The following is a 15,947-nucleotide window of genomic DNA, read 5'->3' on the forward strand; positions in this document are numbered from 1 at the left end:
ATTGCCGCAAGGCTGACCTAAACTTCGTCGCAAACAAATAAGCACGGACAGTCTCTTTACCTTGCTTGCTCGCCTTTTAAGCGCACATTTTGATGACGTCGTTTTATTGCCTCAGATAGTTTTTGTGTATAATGTCGCCAAACTAAGATTAATATATTTACATTTCAATAACATGCGTAGCCAAGGGAGTACAAATGGCCACAGGGAAATACAAGGCAGTTCACGCCGCAATCGCACTGACAGTGGCAAGTATCACACTCTTGTTAACCGCCTGCGATGACTCAACGACGTCCTCAGAATCGGTTACGGCGAATATACCCACAGATCGCGAGTATCAGATTATTTCTACCATAAGCCTCAACGATGGTTTCGAAACTCGCAAAGTGTTGCAGGCACGATTACTGCTGGATTACCAATTACAAGATGCAGGGGGTAAGGCGGTCAACTTAACCACACCGTTAACCCATAACGCCCGCTTTTTTATCCAACCTAACCTGCTGCAAATTAGCGATTATGGCATGCCGATCCCGGTGAGCAATATTGACCCCAAAGGCAAGTCCAATGAAATCTTTCAATTGGTTAAAGATGGCTTTAATGTGGAATTTAACAATGGTGAAGTCCGCCAACTGACCCCCATTGCCAAGATGGATCAAAAAGATATCAAGGAGTTATTTGAGCGCTGGCAAAATCTTAATAACTTGTTTAAACAAGCCCCAACCTTGCCTGTGGCGCTTGAGCCTAGCGTAGGTTATAGCATCAACGCCCCCATGGATGGGCGCTTAACTTGGACGGTTGAGCAGGTCAGTGAAGATAAGCTGATCGCCGTATTACAAGGGGAGAAAGACAAGTATAAGGCCTATGGCAAGTTCGAAGTTAACCGCAAAACTGGTTGGTTAGAGAGCATGGCGTTTTTTCAACGGGAAGAGCGCCAAGGGCGTACCTTCACCCACCGAACCGTGATGACACCTAAGGATCGCCCTTACATCATGAGCACGCTTTGGCATGCCGATGATAGCTTTGATGCTGAGCGCGATAGGGATGATAGGCAAAAGGAGCTGTACCGCATTAGCGATGTAGCGCAGGAATATCGCCCCAATAATAAGGTATTTATTCAATCCTTATTACCTGATCAACAAGGTATTTTAGATAATCTTGGCCCTTGGGGCACTGATACCCCTGAAGATCTGCAATTGCGCTTTGTCCACAATATGAGTCCGCAATATGTGGAAGCCGATGTGCGTTATGAAGACTTAACCGCCTATGATGCTAACGGCAAACCGATTGACATTCACTTCTGGCAGCACGGTAAAGGTTGGGCGAGGAATTATAATCCCTCGATTGAATCCTCAACCGATATTATTGCTACGGGTTGGGATAACACCGCGAATAAACTCAAGCAGATAGACCATATTAATGCCAAGCTAACGCTTATCCCACAGACGAATAAGATCGTCGAAAAGTCGTGGGATGAACTGCTGGCAACACCTTACAGGGTTGGCGATGCCAGCCTAACAATCCAAGTACTCGATGCCGAAGCTAAACTGTTTAAAGTCGTGTCAAAGCAGAGTGAGGATCAGAGTATTAATCTGCCTTTCCAACAATTTAAAGGCATGATGGCGGAGGCCCGTCGCGAAGGTAATTATCCCTCTTGGCTAACGGCGACAGAAAAGGAACTGCTAGAGCAATTGATTGGAGCCGATGAGAGCCATCACCTCACCAGCAACGCACTGTTACTCAAGCTGGATGAAATTCCTAAAACCCTGATGTTAATTGAGCAACAACCCCAGCCGGAGTTGACTCAAACCAAAACGATCCGCTTTGTACAATTTAGCGACTACAACAAAAATCTGGCTAATCCTCCCACCGAGTTTGGTAACGCTGGCCTAGGTAGCTTTATCAATCCAGCGCTAGATGCTGCAAAAAATGAGTTCAGTACGATCCAAGGGATAAAACCTGTAACTGACAATGGTCATAATCTGTATATTCCCATGTCAGCTGCCTTGGCAACCGCCTGCAAACCTGAAATAGATCAAGGTTTTAATGAGGGTAAAAATCCAGTCACTTGGCAGTTTGATCCCAATGCCCCAAACGGGGCAGCCTATAGTTTGATGACCCCAGACCGCGTGCGGCAGTTTTTCTACGATAAACAGATCAAGGGTAAGATCCGTTGCCAAGGTGATATCCATTGGCAGCCTTTAGAACTGGCTGTAACCGACCGCCCTTGGTTAATCGATTTAGAGTCTTGGCTGACACAAACCGGATATGGCAATGAGCCAATTAGAGATCTTAAAAATTACTTTAAGGTCGAAGATGCCCAAGGCAATCTGTTAACCATTCGACTCCCCGAAAATACTGAGCAGCAGATTAACGAGGTGCTGGTCGATGGCCGCTATTTGAGTATCGCAGGCCCCGCCGCCAAGGTGAGTTATATGACGATCGCCAAAGAGCCCGTCGATATCCCCTATGAATTCACCTTTAAACCTTTGCCATAAAAAGGAGCGGTTATGCGTATATTTACAGTAAAACGGCTCCTTGGAGCACTGTTATTTATTAGCACCCAAGTGAGTGCTGATTTCATTTTGCTGGATGAAAGCTGGGAACCAGTAAAAAATAAAAAAGCAGCCAGTTTTTATTTAAAACAACCCGTTGAAGTCAAAGACGGCCAGTTTAAAGTTGAGCTCTATTATCTCAATACCGAGGTCATGCACTTTAGCGGCATGGCAACGGGCCACAATTTCACCGACGGACAACTACATGGTCCCTATCAGTTCCGTTTTAGCAGTGGCAAGCTACAGGAAGAAGGCCATTTTGATAAACAAGGCCAACGTCAAGGGCTAGTCAAAATCTACAAAGAAGATGGCTCGCTCGATTGCGACTGTCAATTTGTTAACAATCAACGCGAAGGTGAGCAAATTTTCTACCATATCAACGGTCAAATCAGCATGAAGACCACCATTAAAAATGGCAAAAAGGTCGGCATGAGCGAACACTTTGATAGGGATGGAAATCTTAGGGACAAGGTCTGCAACAGTGGTACTTGTGTTACCCAGTACTTTGACAATGGCAACTTACACCTCGAAATCCCCATGGTAGATGGGCTCAAACATGGCAACGAAACGAGTTGGGGCTTTGGTAAACTGCTTTCGACCCAAGCTTATGTTAAAGATAAAAAACAGGGGGATTATTTTGAATACTTCCCGGATGGCAAGGTCGAGCGCCACTATCAATATCAAGCTGATTATAAGGTCGGTGAACAACTAACTTACTATGAAAATGGGCAGATCAAATTAAAGGAAGTGACCAACGATAAGGGGGATGTCCTCCAAGCCATCGAATACGATGACCAAGGGCAAATTAAAAAAACCACAGACAGCAAATACCAAGGTAATCGCTAGGTTTATCGTAAACAGCAGCGCTATCGCGATGGCCAATTGATTGAGACTCAAGAAGAAGACAAACTCAAAAACTGGTCACTCTCCGAAACCTTCAAAAAAGGCTTGTTAATCGAGCGCCAGGAGCGACTCAATAAGCAATTGAATGGTTTACAGATCAAGTCCTTTGACTACAACGATGTCATCACCCTCTCCCGCGAATATTATGAGGAGGGTAAGCGTGAAGGCGCCTATGAAACGGTAAAAATTGAGCCTGCCACAGGGAAAACTCAGCTAGTAGAGCAAGGTCAATATGCCAAGGATAAACAAGCAGGCACTTGGAAGAAATTTCAAGACGACGCCACCCTCACCTATAGCCACGATGATAATGGTGATCTCCACGGTGAATACCATAACGAGACCAACTTAGGCCAGTTGGTTGAGTCTATTCACTTTAAACATGGCAAGCCCGATGGATTAGTGCAACGTTACGCCAATAATGGCCAAGTGTATGAAAAAGGCGTATACCGCAATGGTCAACAGGATGGCGATTGGATATTTACCGATGGTGAGTACGGTTTCCGCCCAATACCCAACCCTGAAAGACGCTATTGGTATGGTCGCTTCGACCAAGGTAAACGAGTCGGCCATTGGGAATTGCGCTCATCAGAAGACTATGTGCTCCAAATCGCCAATTATGACGAACTAGGCAGGCTTGATGGTAAACAATACGAGTTTAAGGATCATGGCTGGATACGGGTGATTAATAGCTACCATAATGGCCAGTTTTTAAATCAGGAAATGCCACCACCTGTGGTCACTTCTGATGATGTTTTCCCTCGGTTTTAGCTTAAGCCTAGACGCTGTGCACTGCATTGAGTGCACAGCGCAATAGATAAACCAAGCAGTTTAAAATTAGGATTCTTATATAGGCCGCACATACCTTGGCCTTAAGACCCAGAACAAGGAATCAGCATGTTCAATACCCCATTTCGCGTGATTAGCCTAGCCATTGCAGGGGCTAGTATACTGAGTCTCCATGCGCAGGCAGCGCAAAACCTCTCCTCCATGATGGTCGAAATTCGTCAGCAAGACGGTATCCCTAGCTACTATAACCTCGCCACTGGCATGCCCTTAAATGGCGATATCGCCATAGTCCGCGATAACCAAGGTTATACATTAGGGCAGTTTTCCGAAGGGATACCTAATGGTAAATGGCAAGTATTTCATACCAATAACAGCAAGCTTGTCGAAGGAAACTACCTGCAAGGTTATCAAGATGGCACTTGGCGACTGTACGATTTAAGCGGTGCAGTCACAGAGGAACAGCAATTTACCAAAGGCGTGCCCACGGACGAATGGAAGGAATACAACAGCAGCGGCCAGCTTACCCAAACAACACGCTATAAAGACGGGAAAAAGGAGCAGGTAAAACGCTTCTATGCCAGTGGTAAACTTCAAGCCCAAGAAAGCTACCTCGATAACCTGCGCCACGGTAAATGGGAAAGTTTCTATGAAAACGGTACTTTATCCCAAAGCCAAAGCTATGCGAACAACCAACTCTCCGGCCCCTATTTAGAGCAAAATCCCGACGGGCAAGCCTCTGTGACAGGCCGCTTCGATGCCGAAGGTCGCCGCCAAGGATTGTGGGAAACCTTCTTCGACGACGGGACTAAATCAAGTGCCAGCCAGTTCAACCTTAATCAGCTCGATGGTGAAGAACGGACATTTTATCCCAATGGCGAACTCGCCAGCCTCTGCCAATATAAAGCCGGACAACGCCAAGGCAAGTGTCAGCAATTTAATGATGCGGGTAAATTACAAGTTGAAGAACAGTATGTTAACGACGCTTTAGATGGACAGCAGCAATATTTTAATGCCGAAGGAAACCTCACCAGCGATCTCAACTATAAGCAGAACCAACTTGCCGGTACGCAAAAGTATTTCTACGACAACGGCCAACTTAAAGAACTGCGCAGCTATCAAGACTCAAAGCTGGCTGAGAATGGCCAGTATCCGCTTCATGGCCCATCGGAGCGTTATGATGCCGAAGGTAATTTACTCGAAAAAAGCCACTACGACATGGGCATTCGAGATGGGCTATTTGAGCGCTATAGCGCAGGCAAACTGCAATCTTCTGAGCAATGGCAACAGGGGCAGCGACACGGTGAATCACGCCGTTACCATAGCAATGGTCAACTGCGCAGCTTAGATGAATATGTCGAAGGTAAACTGACGGGTAAATCCGAGTCCTACTTTGAGGATGGCACTGTTAATGAGCGGGGCAAACGCATTAACGGTCAATGGGTGGGTCAATATGAATCCTTTTATGACAATGGCAAACCTCGCGAACTCGCCCATTACGCCTCGGAGAAAAAGGAAAATGCCAGCCGTTATCCGCTCGATGGCCATTTTGCCCGTTGGTATGCCAATGGCGACCCTAATGAGGAAGGCGAATATCAAAACGGCAATAAACAAGGCTTATGGATCCAGTACAGCGAAGGCCAGAAACAGCGGGAGCAAACCTTCGCCGATGGCAAACTCAATGGTGACTACATAGAGTATTACCACGGACGTCGCCGTGTGGCAGGGCAATATCTCGATAATCAAAAAACAGGTCTGTGGATTGACTACCGCTACGAAGAAAAAGACCCGACCTATGGCGCTATTCCAGAAGGGAATATCCAACAAAAAAGCCATTGGCAGGAAAACAAGCGTCACGGCGTTAGGGAGTTTTACAGCTTTAAGCAAGTGGTTTACCGCTCCGAAACCTATGATAAAAATGACAAAACAGGCCCGTATGCCGAATATTATCCCAATAATGGCCAGCTAAAACTCAGCGGCACTATGGATAAAGGCAATCAAACTGGACTATGGGAAAGCTGGTTTGAGGATGGAATACAAGCGGCCAGCACTGAGTTTTTAGACGGGCAAAACCATGGTCAATCGAAGGAATACTTCAGTAACGGCCAACTCAAACTAGAGGCCACTTATGCCAAAGGCTCGTTCGATGGTCAGGTTAAACAATATCACCAGAACGGTAAACCACAACTCGTTGAAACTTGGGTAAAAGGCCAAAAAGAAGGCGATGCCAGCTATTATCACAATAATGGCAAACTAGCCGAACAAGGGACATATCTGAGGGATCGCAAGGAAGGTCTATGGCAAAGCTTTTGGCCTAATGGCGAAAAACGCACCGAAGGCAGTTACATCAGCGACCGAGAATCAGGGGATTGGAATCACTATGATCAACTCGGCAAACTGATTAAAACCGAGCACCACGGCTAACGTAGAAATGGGGTTGGGGATTACAGCGATCTAGCTCAAATATTTATCCTTAACCCCAAATCTAAAAGAAGTTTCATGCAAAGTGTGCCATAACAAGTGTCTATACTAACGGCCTTTTTTTCGCTTTGGACAAACTGCCTATGAAGACATTTATGAAAGACGAGTTCGCCCTGCTACTGGGAATACTGACCTTAGTATTCTTTAAAACCGGTGGCGATAGCCTACTCGCCGATGGCACTGCGCTTTCGACCTATATTCCCGTATCACTCGCCCTATTGGGCGTTGTCACTTGGGCCATCTTCTCAGTGGTGCGCCACTCTGATGCGCTAGCGATTAAGCTTGGCGATCCCTATGGCACTTTAATCTTAACCCTGTCAGTCATATCACTCGAAGTGGTGATGATCTCCTCCGTGATGCTGACAGGTGAACCTAACCCTGTGATGGCGCGCGACACTATGTTCGCCGTGGTCATGTTGATTATCAACGGCTTAGTGGGATTCACCTTATTACTTGGCGGCTGGCGTTACCACACCCAGCTTTTTAATTTAGATGGCGTAAAATCCTATTTGGTCGTCATTATCCCCCTCGCCTTACTCTGTTTAGTACTGCCCAATTTTACCGAAGGCGGCACTATTGGCAGCATGTCTAAAGCCATGTCTTGGATGCTGATCATTATTTCGATTCTGCTCTATGGCGTATTTTTAGTCGTACAAACCAAGAGCCACAGTCATTTCTTTGTCGATGCAGACCATGAAGATCACGAGGAACACCACGGCATATTACGCAGTAATGCCTATCATACTGTGCTATTGATTGGTTACTTGCTGGTGGTGATCTTATTGGCAAAAACCTTAGCCATGCCAATCAATTACAGTGTCGCTACCTTAGGCGCACCGCAGGCATTAGGTGGCTTTATCGTGGCCTGTTTGATCTTGTCACCCGAAGCGGTGGGCGGATTTAAGGCGGCGTTAAACAATCAATTACAGCGGGCGATGAATCTGTATTTCGGCTCAGTACTCGCCACAATTGCCCTTACTGTTCCCGCAGTATTAATTATTGGCGGCGTGATAGATCAAGAAGTGCATTTAGGCTTGTCACCCGCCGACATGGTGCTGTTAATCACCAGCTTAATGGTCTGCAAGGTCAGCTTCAGCAGCGGTCGCACCAATGCTCTGCATGGCGCGACGCATATAGTGCTGTTTATCGTTTACTTGTTCTTAATGTTTGAACACGCCTAAATCTTCTTAAATCCAAAGCCGAGCGCGACTTATTTGCGTCTCGGCTTACGTTTTTTAGCTGGGCTATGGCCCTCAATCTTCCGAGCTCTCTGAGCACCTCGAGCCCCCTGAGCACCTCGAGCATAGCGCAGTGAAAGGTAACCCAACACTAACCCACTCAGCAATCCGCCAATATGGGCAGCATTGTCCACTCCACCCAATAATCCTGCGACCAAACTTATGGTCACAAAAAATGCCAAGTTAATACTCAGTACCCAGTTGATATCCTCAGGGAAAATCTTTTTCCAAGCCCAAATCACGAGTATTCCTAATAGCCCCATAATGGCGCCCGATGCACCGACACTCACAGTGGCATCATACCAACAGATACTGGCGATACTGGCTAATATCCCAGTGATCAAATACGCCAAAAATAGTCGCCACTTACCGAGTACTGGCTCAAGAAAGCTGCCGACAAAAAACAAGCCGTAAAGATTCAGCGCTAAGTGTGCTAAACCGCCATGGATAAAGGTACTCGTGATTAAGCGCCACCACTCACCAGCAAGCACTTTAGGTCGAAAGTTAGCCCCCCATTCGAGCATGAAACTACCCTGTAAATTAATAAAATGTTGGCTTGACCATGCCATAAGGATAAACACTAAAACATTGAGATACATCAGAATAGGAGTTGCAATAAAACCCGGCTTGGGCCGTATCATTTCAAAAAAATCGTTAAGCTCGGCGATTGTGCCCGCATGGTTCAAACGCTTTGTAACTGTTTCAGCTTTAAGCGCTTCTTCATCCAGTTTCACCCGTAGCAAGAGCACAAACCAGACTAAAGCACCTGCAACAAACCAAATCAGCATCCAAGCGAGTTTATTGCCATTGCGGGCTTCAAATGGCTCAAACTTCGGCATAAAAATCGTTGGGTATTCAGCTTGATAAAGCGGACTTTTTTCCGCTGCGCTAAGTAAGTCTCTCTGGAGAGATGAAGGGGCTAATCGTTCAAGGTAAACAAACGTTTGCGGGTCAAACTTATCAAACTCACGTTGGGATTGAGTCAAAAACGCCTTGTATGCTTGTTCTTTTTCATCGGGTTCGAGTCTATTACTGATCTCCTGCTGATAAATTTTGCCATACCAAGCTAAGACAGAAGTTCGGAGACGATCGGCGCCACTCGCAAAAATCGGCATCGCAATATAGAGCGTCATATTCAAGTGACTGTTACCTTTTCCTGTAACCTCAATATTTCGCTGCACACCAATTTGCGTCTTATCAATATAAGCGTGCTGTAACTGGTAATACTGTGTCTTTTTATGTAGATACAATTCTTGGATCGATGCTAATTGGGTTAACTGACCCGTTGCTGTTTTAAGATATTCCTGCGCAATAATACAAGGCACAGCCACGAGCTGCACGGCGAAAAGTAGATAGAAAAAGCGTGAATTATCCTTAACAAACTTCAGCAGTTTTAGCCTTGGCCGCAGAAAAACAAGCAACAAGAGCCATGACAGTATCAGCGGTAATCCAAAATTGATCAGATCTTCATCTATGCTAAAAAACTCAAATTTAATCAACAACAGCCAATGGATTAAGCTATAGCCAGAGATAAATAACAGGCTCGTGAATAAGAAGGGAAAATAGATCAGTTGAAGTTTTTTTAGCAGTACATCCACACGTATTTCTTCCTTGAGTACATCAATCACTATGGTAATAATACCACGGGGAATTTACCAAAAATCATCAATGACTTACAGTATTGAAAAAACCAAAGGCCAGATTGATTGCTCATCTGGCCTTTGGTTTTTTTAGTCTTTATAAAGCAGTTAAAGCAAGAGAGTCGCTCCAGCTCGACGTCTAAGTAAAAGCCTAGCCCTAGGTCTCACTCAACTTAGCTAATTGCTGCTGGCTACGCTGTTTCTTATATTGCTTAGCTTCGGCTGGGATCGGGGTGACTTTACCTGTCTCTAACCAGTTACGTAAACGGTTTGCATCGGCGATATGGGTATATTTGCCGTAAGCATCGAGTACCACAAAGGCCACTTGGCGTTTTGCCATTTCGGTGCGCATCACTAAGCAATGCCCCGCTTCGTTAGTAAAACCGGTTTTGGTGAGATGGATATTCCAGTTATCTTTATAAACCAAACGGTTAGTGTTACGAAAATCTAAGCTGTATCTAGGTTTAGCAAAGGTGACCGTCTTTTTCTCGGTCGAACTCAACTGGCCTAGCATAGGATAACCTTCACTGGCCTTAAGCAGCACAATTAGGTCGCTGGCACTGGAGACGTTTTTGTACGACAAACCCGTCGGCTCAACATAACGGGTATTCTTCATGCCCAGTGCTTTAGCCTTTGCATTCATCGCCTTAATAAAGGCTTTGTGACCACCGGGATAATGGTGGGCAAGGCTGGCTGCTGCGCGGTTTTCTGATGACATTAAGGTCAGCAATAACATGTCTTTACGGCTAATTTCACTGCCGATGCGCACTCTAGAATACACGCCGCGCATTTCTTTGGTGTCGTTAATATTAACCGCTAACTTTTCGTCCATCGCCAGCTTTGCATCTAAGGTCACCATGGCCGTCATCAGCTTAGTCACTGAGGCGATGGGCACCACTGCATTAGGGTTACTCGAATACAACACTTCATTGGTTTTAAGGTCGACCACCATAGCGCTACTCGATGCCACTTCTTGCTGTTTTGCAGGCGCTTTTTTAGCGGGTGCATTTTTGCTGGCATGTTTAGTAGTGACAGAGGCCGAATCGGCTGAATGCGCTGTCGCGGCAACAGTTAGACTGCTGCATATAAGGATAAAACTACTGAGCAGAAAACGGATCTTCATTTAGATTTCACTGAATAGATAAGGGATAGATTGTGCTATGGCACAAGGTTTGGCTAAGTATAGGAGTTCTACCGTGAAAGAAATAGAATGTAATTAGACTTTTATCTGCAAGATCAGCAGTTTCTCCTCGATTTTTCTTATGTAAAACCAGCTTAACCTGTCACTAATCTTGAATAATCAAGCGGCTAGATCCAGCCTTTTGACTTACTACAGCAACTACGTCTTTAAAAGAGGGTTTTGGCAGTAGAATCATTGGCTATAAAAATAATGGACGACTTTTTGCACTTTTAACAAAAGCGGCTGCAGTTCAGGGATTTTAAGGATTGGAAGACGTGATTTATGGCGTATAAACGCATTAACATACGCCATAAATGCCGCGATTGTGCCGTTATAAGCTAACGTAAAACAAATTCGAGCAATGCTTCAGTATCTTGGCTCTCTTGAATTAATTGACCCGTCAGCACAAACCCGTGTTTTAAGAGGACTCGCTGGGAAGCCAGATTATGCTTAGCGACTTCGGCAAAGAGTGGTCTCGCACTCACTAAAGGCAAGAATTGCGCTAAGGTTTGGGTCGCGATGCCTTTGCCCCAGTAGTCACGGTCAATCCAATATCCTATCAGCGCTTGCCCGTCACTGTGCCAATGGCCTATGTTGCCCACAAACTTGCCATCAAAATCGATAGCCCTTGCTAGCACATTGACTTGCCCTAGAATATTCCCATGCCAATGCTTAAAAAACGCTTCCCGATCCCTTGGCGGAAACTGAGCAAGCTGATTAGCAATAGGATCGCTTTGATGGGCAAAAATCGCCTCAAGATCAGTTTCATCAACCGGACGTAAACTCACGTTTTGTTGTGTTTTTAACGGTTTATCTCGCTCATTAGACATCTGTAATCATCCTGAATACTTTGTATTTCAACTGGGTACAGCATGCCATATTTAGGACGGGTCACAAGCAAAAAAAAGGCGCATAACTGAGAAGGTGTTAGCGCCCGAAGAGGCAAATTTGCCAAAATTGAGGTGTGTAAATTCAAGCCATAAAACTCACTCGATAGAATTCAAAGCCTAGATAAAGATCAACGCAAAAACGGGGGCGCCTAATACCATAGCGATACCAATAAAAATCATCGTCAAACTGGCGATAACGCCCTCTTGCTGGCCGATTTCAGTGGCTTTTGCCGCGCCAGCACCGTGGGCCGAGGCGCCGAGTGCCACACCTTTACCTAACGAAGTACGAATCCGCATAAATTTGAATAGCGGTTCACACACCAACATGCCGATCACGCCTGTGATTAACACCATCATGGCCGTCAACTCAGGCACGCCGCCAAAGGCACTGGTGGCCTCCATCGCAAAAGGAGTCGACACCGAACGCACCAGCAAACTCTTAGACAATTCCACCGGCAGAGGTATAAATTTCACCAGCAACCAAGAAGATATCATCCCCAGAAATAATCCGGCCGTTACACCTAACCCTATCGTCAGCGGATACTGGCGGATCAAGTTACGCTCACGATAAATCGGCAAAGCAAAGGCGATAGTCGCGGGCGCTAACATGGCCATCAACCAATGGGTGTATTCAAAATAGGTTGGCAGCGGGATCTTAAGATTAAACACCAATAAGGTAATCACTATCGGCGCTAACACTATGGGCGCTAACCACCAGACTCTGTGGTACTTATAGAGACGCTTAGCGCCGAAGTAACAAAATACCGTCAGCAATAAACTAAATAGGGCTAATCCGGTCTGCGACAACACAAAATCCACCACTCTTGAGTCAGTCATAACTAAGCTGCCTTAGCGTGGCGACGGGCCTGCTTTTTGATGTTCAGTTGGCGCTCAAAACGAAACACTCTATCGACCACAAAGCCAGTACCAAACATCACGCACACACTGCCCATCACTAAGGTGAACAATATATTGGTGCCGTATTGCTCAAATAAACCTTCGTACTTAATGACCGAAATCACAGGTGGGATAAAAAACAGCAATAATTCACCAATCAACCAAGCGGCGCCCAGTTGCACGGCATTTTCGGGGATGAGTTTAAAACCTAATAAAAATAAGAGTATGCCTAAGCCAATCACACTCCCAGGAATAGGAGAATGTGCCCAAGTGGCGAACCAGTGACAAGCGAAGGACAGTAAACAGAAGAGGCCGATTTGGGTTAATAACAAAGCCCAATGTCGACACTGACGTATTGCGGCTTGTGGGAATGACATGATTTTCTCGGTTAGAACAAAGTTTTCTATGGGGCTATTCTAGGCTTGCTTATTTGATAAAAAAAATGAATATTAAGAATGTAATACATGAACTTTAAGAATACATTTAAAGGTGAAGCCCAATGGACCTCAAAGTTATTCGCTATTTTATCGAAATCGTCGATGCCGGAGGCTTTGGTAAAGCCAGCGAAAAAGTCCATCTCACCCAACCTGCGTTATCAAAAGCCGTGCGCCAATTAGAGCAAGAACTCGATCTCACCCTGCTTGAGCGCGGTAAACGCGGCACCCAAGTCAAACTCACTCCCGCAGGCGAAGTCGTTTATCGACACGGTAAAGACCTGCTCGCAGGGCGGCAACGCATGCTCGCCGAACTCACGGCGCAGCGCAGCTTAACCGCAGGCGAACTCAATCTGGGATTAGCGCCGCTCGGCAGCGCCGAGATTTTTGCCCCCATTATTGCTAAGTATCGCCAGCAATATCCGCAAATTGATATGCACTTACTAGTCCGTGGCGGTGTAGAACAAACTTCGGCGATCAAAAAGGGTGAGATTGAACTGGCCACAGGGATTATCGATTTTGATGATGGCTATGATGGTATTCGGGTGTTTAACGATCCTATGGTAGTGGTGCTTCCCAAGGAAAATCCGTTATCCACAAGACAGATATTGTCGTTTAGGGATCTCAGCGCCGATCCTCAAGTGATGTTCGAAACCGAATACACCCTCTATCAATTAGTGCTTAATGCCTGCCGACACGCTGGATTTGTCCCTAAAAACATTACCCGCGTTAGCCAAGCCGATTTCGGGATTGCCTTAGTCGCGGCGGGCACTGGGGTGATGGTATTGCCGCGCTCCATCGCGCGGCGTTACAGCGTGCCCGGCGTCGTGAATATCCCGCTGGCGAGTGACGAGCTGCGCTGGGAGCTATCGCTGTTTTGGCGCAAAGACCAAGTATTGTCCTTTGCAGCTCAAGCCATGATAGCTTTAGTCGAGAAGCACTTAACTCATAAGTGACACTATGTTACCAAGGGATCACTAAGCTCAAACGCACTAGCGTATCGCTATCCCATGGCAGAATAGGCAAATACTCAGCCGAGTTAATATCGACTTTGGCATAGTGGTCTAAATTGTATTGCGTGTGCTCGGCGCTCAACACGAGCATGCTGTTAGGCCGCCAAAAATCGGTTTGGTAACTCAGCTCAAAGCGATATTGATTCTCTAACCATTTGCCCTCGTCCTGCCACGTTTGCGCGGCAACCTGCATATGTAGCTTAGGCGTCATATCCGCCCCTACACTTCCCATAAAGGTATAAGCAAACGTACCATTCCCAAAATCGCCACGATCGTAACCTCGGGTTCTAGGCACATCGTCATCGATTTCGAGATAGTAATAACCCGCACCCGCCTTGAACAGGGCCTGTAATTGCTCCCCGTCGAAGTTAGCCGTCAGCCCAGGAAATACCTTAGCTTGTTTCTCCACCGAGCTAACGGTATTACGCTTTCCTTGTAAGTCGAACTGCCAACCCAATGAAAATTCAGGATTAATACGATACAACTCACCACTCGCAGCATAGGTGGACTTAAACCAAACTGGGATATGGTCAGGGTCGAGTTTATCGACATCTACATCTATATAGGCATCCAGCGCCGCCGTCAGCAAAATATCACTTTGGGTTTTATGTTCTAACAATAGACTCGCATTCACCCCTAAGGTGTGAGAATCCTCGACCACAAAATCATGGCTGCCTAAGCTGTAATGCCACTGAGTTTGCTCTTCGGCCTGCAGTGCACTCGATAAGCACAGGGCTAAACACACTAATGCTGAGTTGAGATAGTTCACTTTTGACTCCTGAAACATCATTTCTGGCTTGATAATCAAATCAACCAGAGGGTTAAACTGCATAAAATAGGAATAACACCAACGAAGGTTGCCGTTAAAGAGCGGCTAAACTAGCCAATTTAATCGAAGAATAATAGGCGATAGTGCAAATTATGACACTCTCATTGAGATGCTGCTAATAAACACCACAGAAGTACAGATAGCCAAAAACCTAACAGTAACAATAGATATAGGCCAATGCACAAGAATTCAACCCAGAAAAAACAACTTATACACAAATTTGTACGGGAAAGCAGCGGCCCTCAATCTTGCGACTGAAAACCGCAAAAATAAAATGAATTTTTAATCAAATTAACAGCATAATTATTGACACAACATGCTCATCTGCCTATAGTCGCCACACTGATAGTGAAATCGACAAGAGAGTCTTAAATGAAAAAATCCATGTTATTAGGCGGCCTGACCTTAACTGCCACCTTGTTGTTAGCTGGATGCGGAAAAAGCGATGACGTGTTAGTCGTTGGCACTAATGCCGCCTTCCCTCCTTTTGAATATGTTGGCGGCCAAAGTGGTGATGAAATCAAAGGCTTTGATATCGATCTGGCCAAGAAAATCGCTAAAGATGCCGGCAAGACGCTCAAAGTCGAAAACATGAAATTCGATTCACTGATCGTCGCGCTTAACTCAGGCAAGATTGATTTTATCGCCTCAGGCATGACGATTACCGCTGAACGTCAGGCAAACGTAAACTTCTCAGAGCCTTACTACGAAGCGACCCAAGTGGTGCTGGTTAACAAAGATAACAATAGTATTCATACGCTTGAAGATATTAAAGGCAAACACTTTGCGGTGCAGTTAGGCACAACCGCTGACATCATGTCGAAAAAATATACCCAAAATATCACCGCCTTTAATACGGGTTTCGAAGCCATTATGGAGCTTAAAAATTCAAAGGTAGATTTAGTGTTATTCGACAGCGAACCTGCCGCTAACTATCTGGCTAAAAATCCTGAATTAAAGATGATCAAACTGGATTTTCCTGCTGAGTTTTATGGTTTCGCCGTGTCAAAAGAGCAGCCTGAACTGTTGGCGAGCATCAATAAAACACTGGCTAACATGAAAGCCGACGGCCAATATCAGACGCTCGTTTCTGCCCATATAAAGTGATAT

At 45.7% G+C, this 15,947-nt stretch carries 11 protein-coding genes and 1 pseudogene; 6 read left to right on the forward strand and 6 right to left on the reverse strand.

Translation table 11 applies throughout. From position 1 onward, the window contains the following. Window positions 1–194: 194 nt before the first annotated feature. From KV201_RS10835 to KV201_RS10850, 4 genes and pseudogenes are all read left to right on the forward strand, one after another. Complete coding sequence (locus tag KV201_RS10835; protein ID WP_226059323.1) at window positions 195–2,492, forward strand: hypothetical protein; 2,298 nt, start codon at window positions 195–197, stop codon at window positions 2,490–2,492. Between the two features lie 12 nt (window positions 2,493–2,504). Further along, window positions 2,505–4,220, forward strand: a pseudogene (locus KV201_RS10840) (toxin-antitoxin system YwqK family antitoxin). 126 nt (window positions 4,221–4,346) lie between these two features. Further along, window positions 4,347–6,659 (forward strand): toxin-antitoxin system YwqK family antitoxin, encoded by a 2,313-nt coding sequence (locus KV201_RS10845; protein ID WP_226059324.1) that lies wholly within the window; start codon window positions 4,347–4,349, stop codon window positions 6,657–6,659. A gap of 140 nt (window positions 6,660–6,799) precedes the next feature. After that, a complete protein-coding gene (locus KV201_RS10850; protein ID WP_071940138.1) occupies window positions 6,800–7,897 on the forward strand; it encodes a calcium:proton antiporter in 1,098 nt (365 codons plus the stop codon). Window positions 7,898–7,926: 29 nt separating this feature from the next. On the opposite strand, the gene KV201_RS10855 is transcribed toward KV201_RS10850, so the two are convergent. The 5 genes from KV201_RS10855 to KV201_RS10875 all read right to left on the reverse strand — a co-directional run bounded on the left by KV201_RS10855 (window position 7,927) and on the right by KV201_RS10875 (window position 12,938). After that, window positions 7,927–9,552 carry a rhomboid family intramembrane serine protease gene (locus tag KV201_RS10855; protein ID WP_226059357.1) on the reverse strand — a complete coding sequence of 542 codons (1,626 nt, stop codon included), beginning with the start codon at window positions 9,550–9,552 and terminating at the stop codon, window positions 7,927–7,929. Window positions 9,553–9,751: 199 nt separating this feature from the next. Continuing rightward, entirely contained in the window at window positions 9,752–10,717 is a 966-nt protein-coding gene (gene pbpG, locus KV201_RS10860) for a D-alanyl-D-alanine endopeptidase (RefSeq protein ID WP_226059325.1), read from the reverse strand. Between the two features lie 395 nt (window positions 10,718–11,112). Next, window positions 11,113–11,604 (reverse strand): GNAT family N-acetyltransferase, encoded by a 492-nt coding sequence (locus tag KV201_RS10865; RefSeq protein WP_226059326.1) that lies wholly within the window; start codon window positions 11,602–11,604, stop codon window positions 11,113–11,115. Window positions 11,605–11,781: 177 nt separating this feature from the next. Beyond that, a complete protein-coding gene (locus tag KV201_RS10870; RefSeq protein ID WP_071940135.1) occupies window positions 11,782–12,501 on the reverse strand; it encodes an LrgB family protein in 720 nt (239 codons plus the stop codon). Window positions 12,502–12,503: 2 nt separating this feature from the next. Further along, on the reverse strand, window positions 12,504–12,938 hold the full coding sequence (locus KV201_RS10875; protein ID WP_006082862.1) for a CidA/LrgA family protein: 435 nt from the start codon (window positions 12,936–12,938) through the stop codon (window positions 12,504–12,506). Window positions 12,939–13,060: 122 nt separating this feature from the next. Between KV201_RS10875 and KV201_RS10880 the strand changes: the two genes are divergently transcribed. After that, window positions 13,061–13,951 (forward strand): LysR family transcriptional regulator, encoded by an 891-nt coding sequence (locus KV201_RS10880; RefSeq protein ID WP_226059327.1) that lies wholly within the window; start codon window positions 13,061–13,063, stop codon window positions 13,949–13,951. Window positions 13,952–13,958: 7 nt separating this feature from the next. Here the strand turns inward: KV201_RS10880 and KV201_RS10885 are convergent, their stop codons facing one another. After that, window positions 13,959–14,840, reverse strand: a complete 882-nt coding sequence (locus KV201_RS10885; protein ID WP_226059328.1) for a hypothetical protein — start codon at window positions 14,838–14,840, stop codon at window positions 13,959–13,961. Between the two features lie 369 nt (window positions 14,841–15,209). On the opposite strand from KV201_RS10885, the gene KV201_RS10890 reads away from it, so the two are divergent. Next, the gene (locus KV201_RS10890) at window positions 15,210–15,944 is read left to right on the forward strand and encodes a basic amino acid ABC transporter substrate-binding protein (protein WP_226059329.1); all 735 of its coding nucleotides are present in this window, start codon (window positions 15,210–15,212) and stop codon (window positions 15,942–15,944) included. Window positions 15,945–15,947: the final 3 nt, after the last annotated feature.

The organism is Shewanella sp. SR1 (assembly GCF_020447145.1).
Classification (GTDB): Bacteria; Pseudomonadota; Gammaproteobacteria; order Enterobacterales; family Shewanellaceae; genus Shewanella; species Shewanella baltica.

Bases quoted from the DNA above. Each gene is read 5' to 3' on its own strand.
- KV201_RS10870 (WP_071940135.1), bottom strand. From the start codon at position 12,501: ATGACTGACTCAAGAGTGGTGGATTTTGTGTTGTCGCAGACCGGATTA.
- KV201_RS10845 (WP_226059324.1), top strand. From the start codon at position 4,347: ATGTTCAATACCCCATTTCGCGTGATTAGCCTAGCCATTGCAGGGGCT.
- KV201_RS10890 (WP_226059329.1), top strand. From the start codon at position 15,210: ATGAAAAAATCCATGTTATTAGGCGGCCTGACCTTAACTGCCACCTTG.
- KV201_RS10885 (WP_226059328.1), bottom strand. From the start codon at position 14,840: ATGCAGTTTAACCCTCTGGTTGATTTGATTATCAAGCCAGAAATGATG.
- KV201_RS10880 (WP_226059327.1), top strand. From the start codon at position 13,061: ATGGACCTCAAAGTTATTCGCTATTTTATCGAAATCGTCGATGCCGGA.
- KV201_RS10850 (WP_071940138.1), top strand. From the start codon at position 6,800: ATGAAGACATTTATGAAAGACGAGTTCGCCCTGCTACTGGGAATACTG.
- pbpG (WP_226059325.1), bottom strand. From the start codon at position 10,717: ATGAAGATCCGTTTTCTGCTCAGTAGTTTTATCCTTATATGCAGCAGT.
- KV201_RS10835 (WP_226059323.1), top strand. From the start codon at position 195: ATGGCCACAGGGAAATACAAGGCAGTTCACGCCGCAATCGCACTGACA.
- KV201_RS10865 (WP_226059326.1), bottom strand. From the start codon at position 11,604: ATGTCTAATGAGCGAGATAAACCGTTAAAAACACAACAAAACGTGAGT.
- KV201_RS10875 (WP_006082862.1), bottom strand. From the start codon at position 12,938: ATGTCATTCCCACAAGCCGCAATACGTCAGTGTCGACATTGGGCTTTG.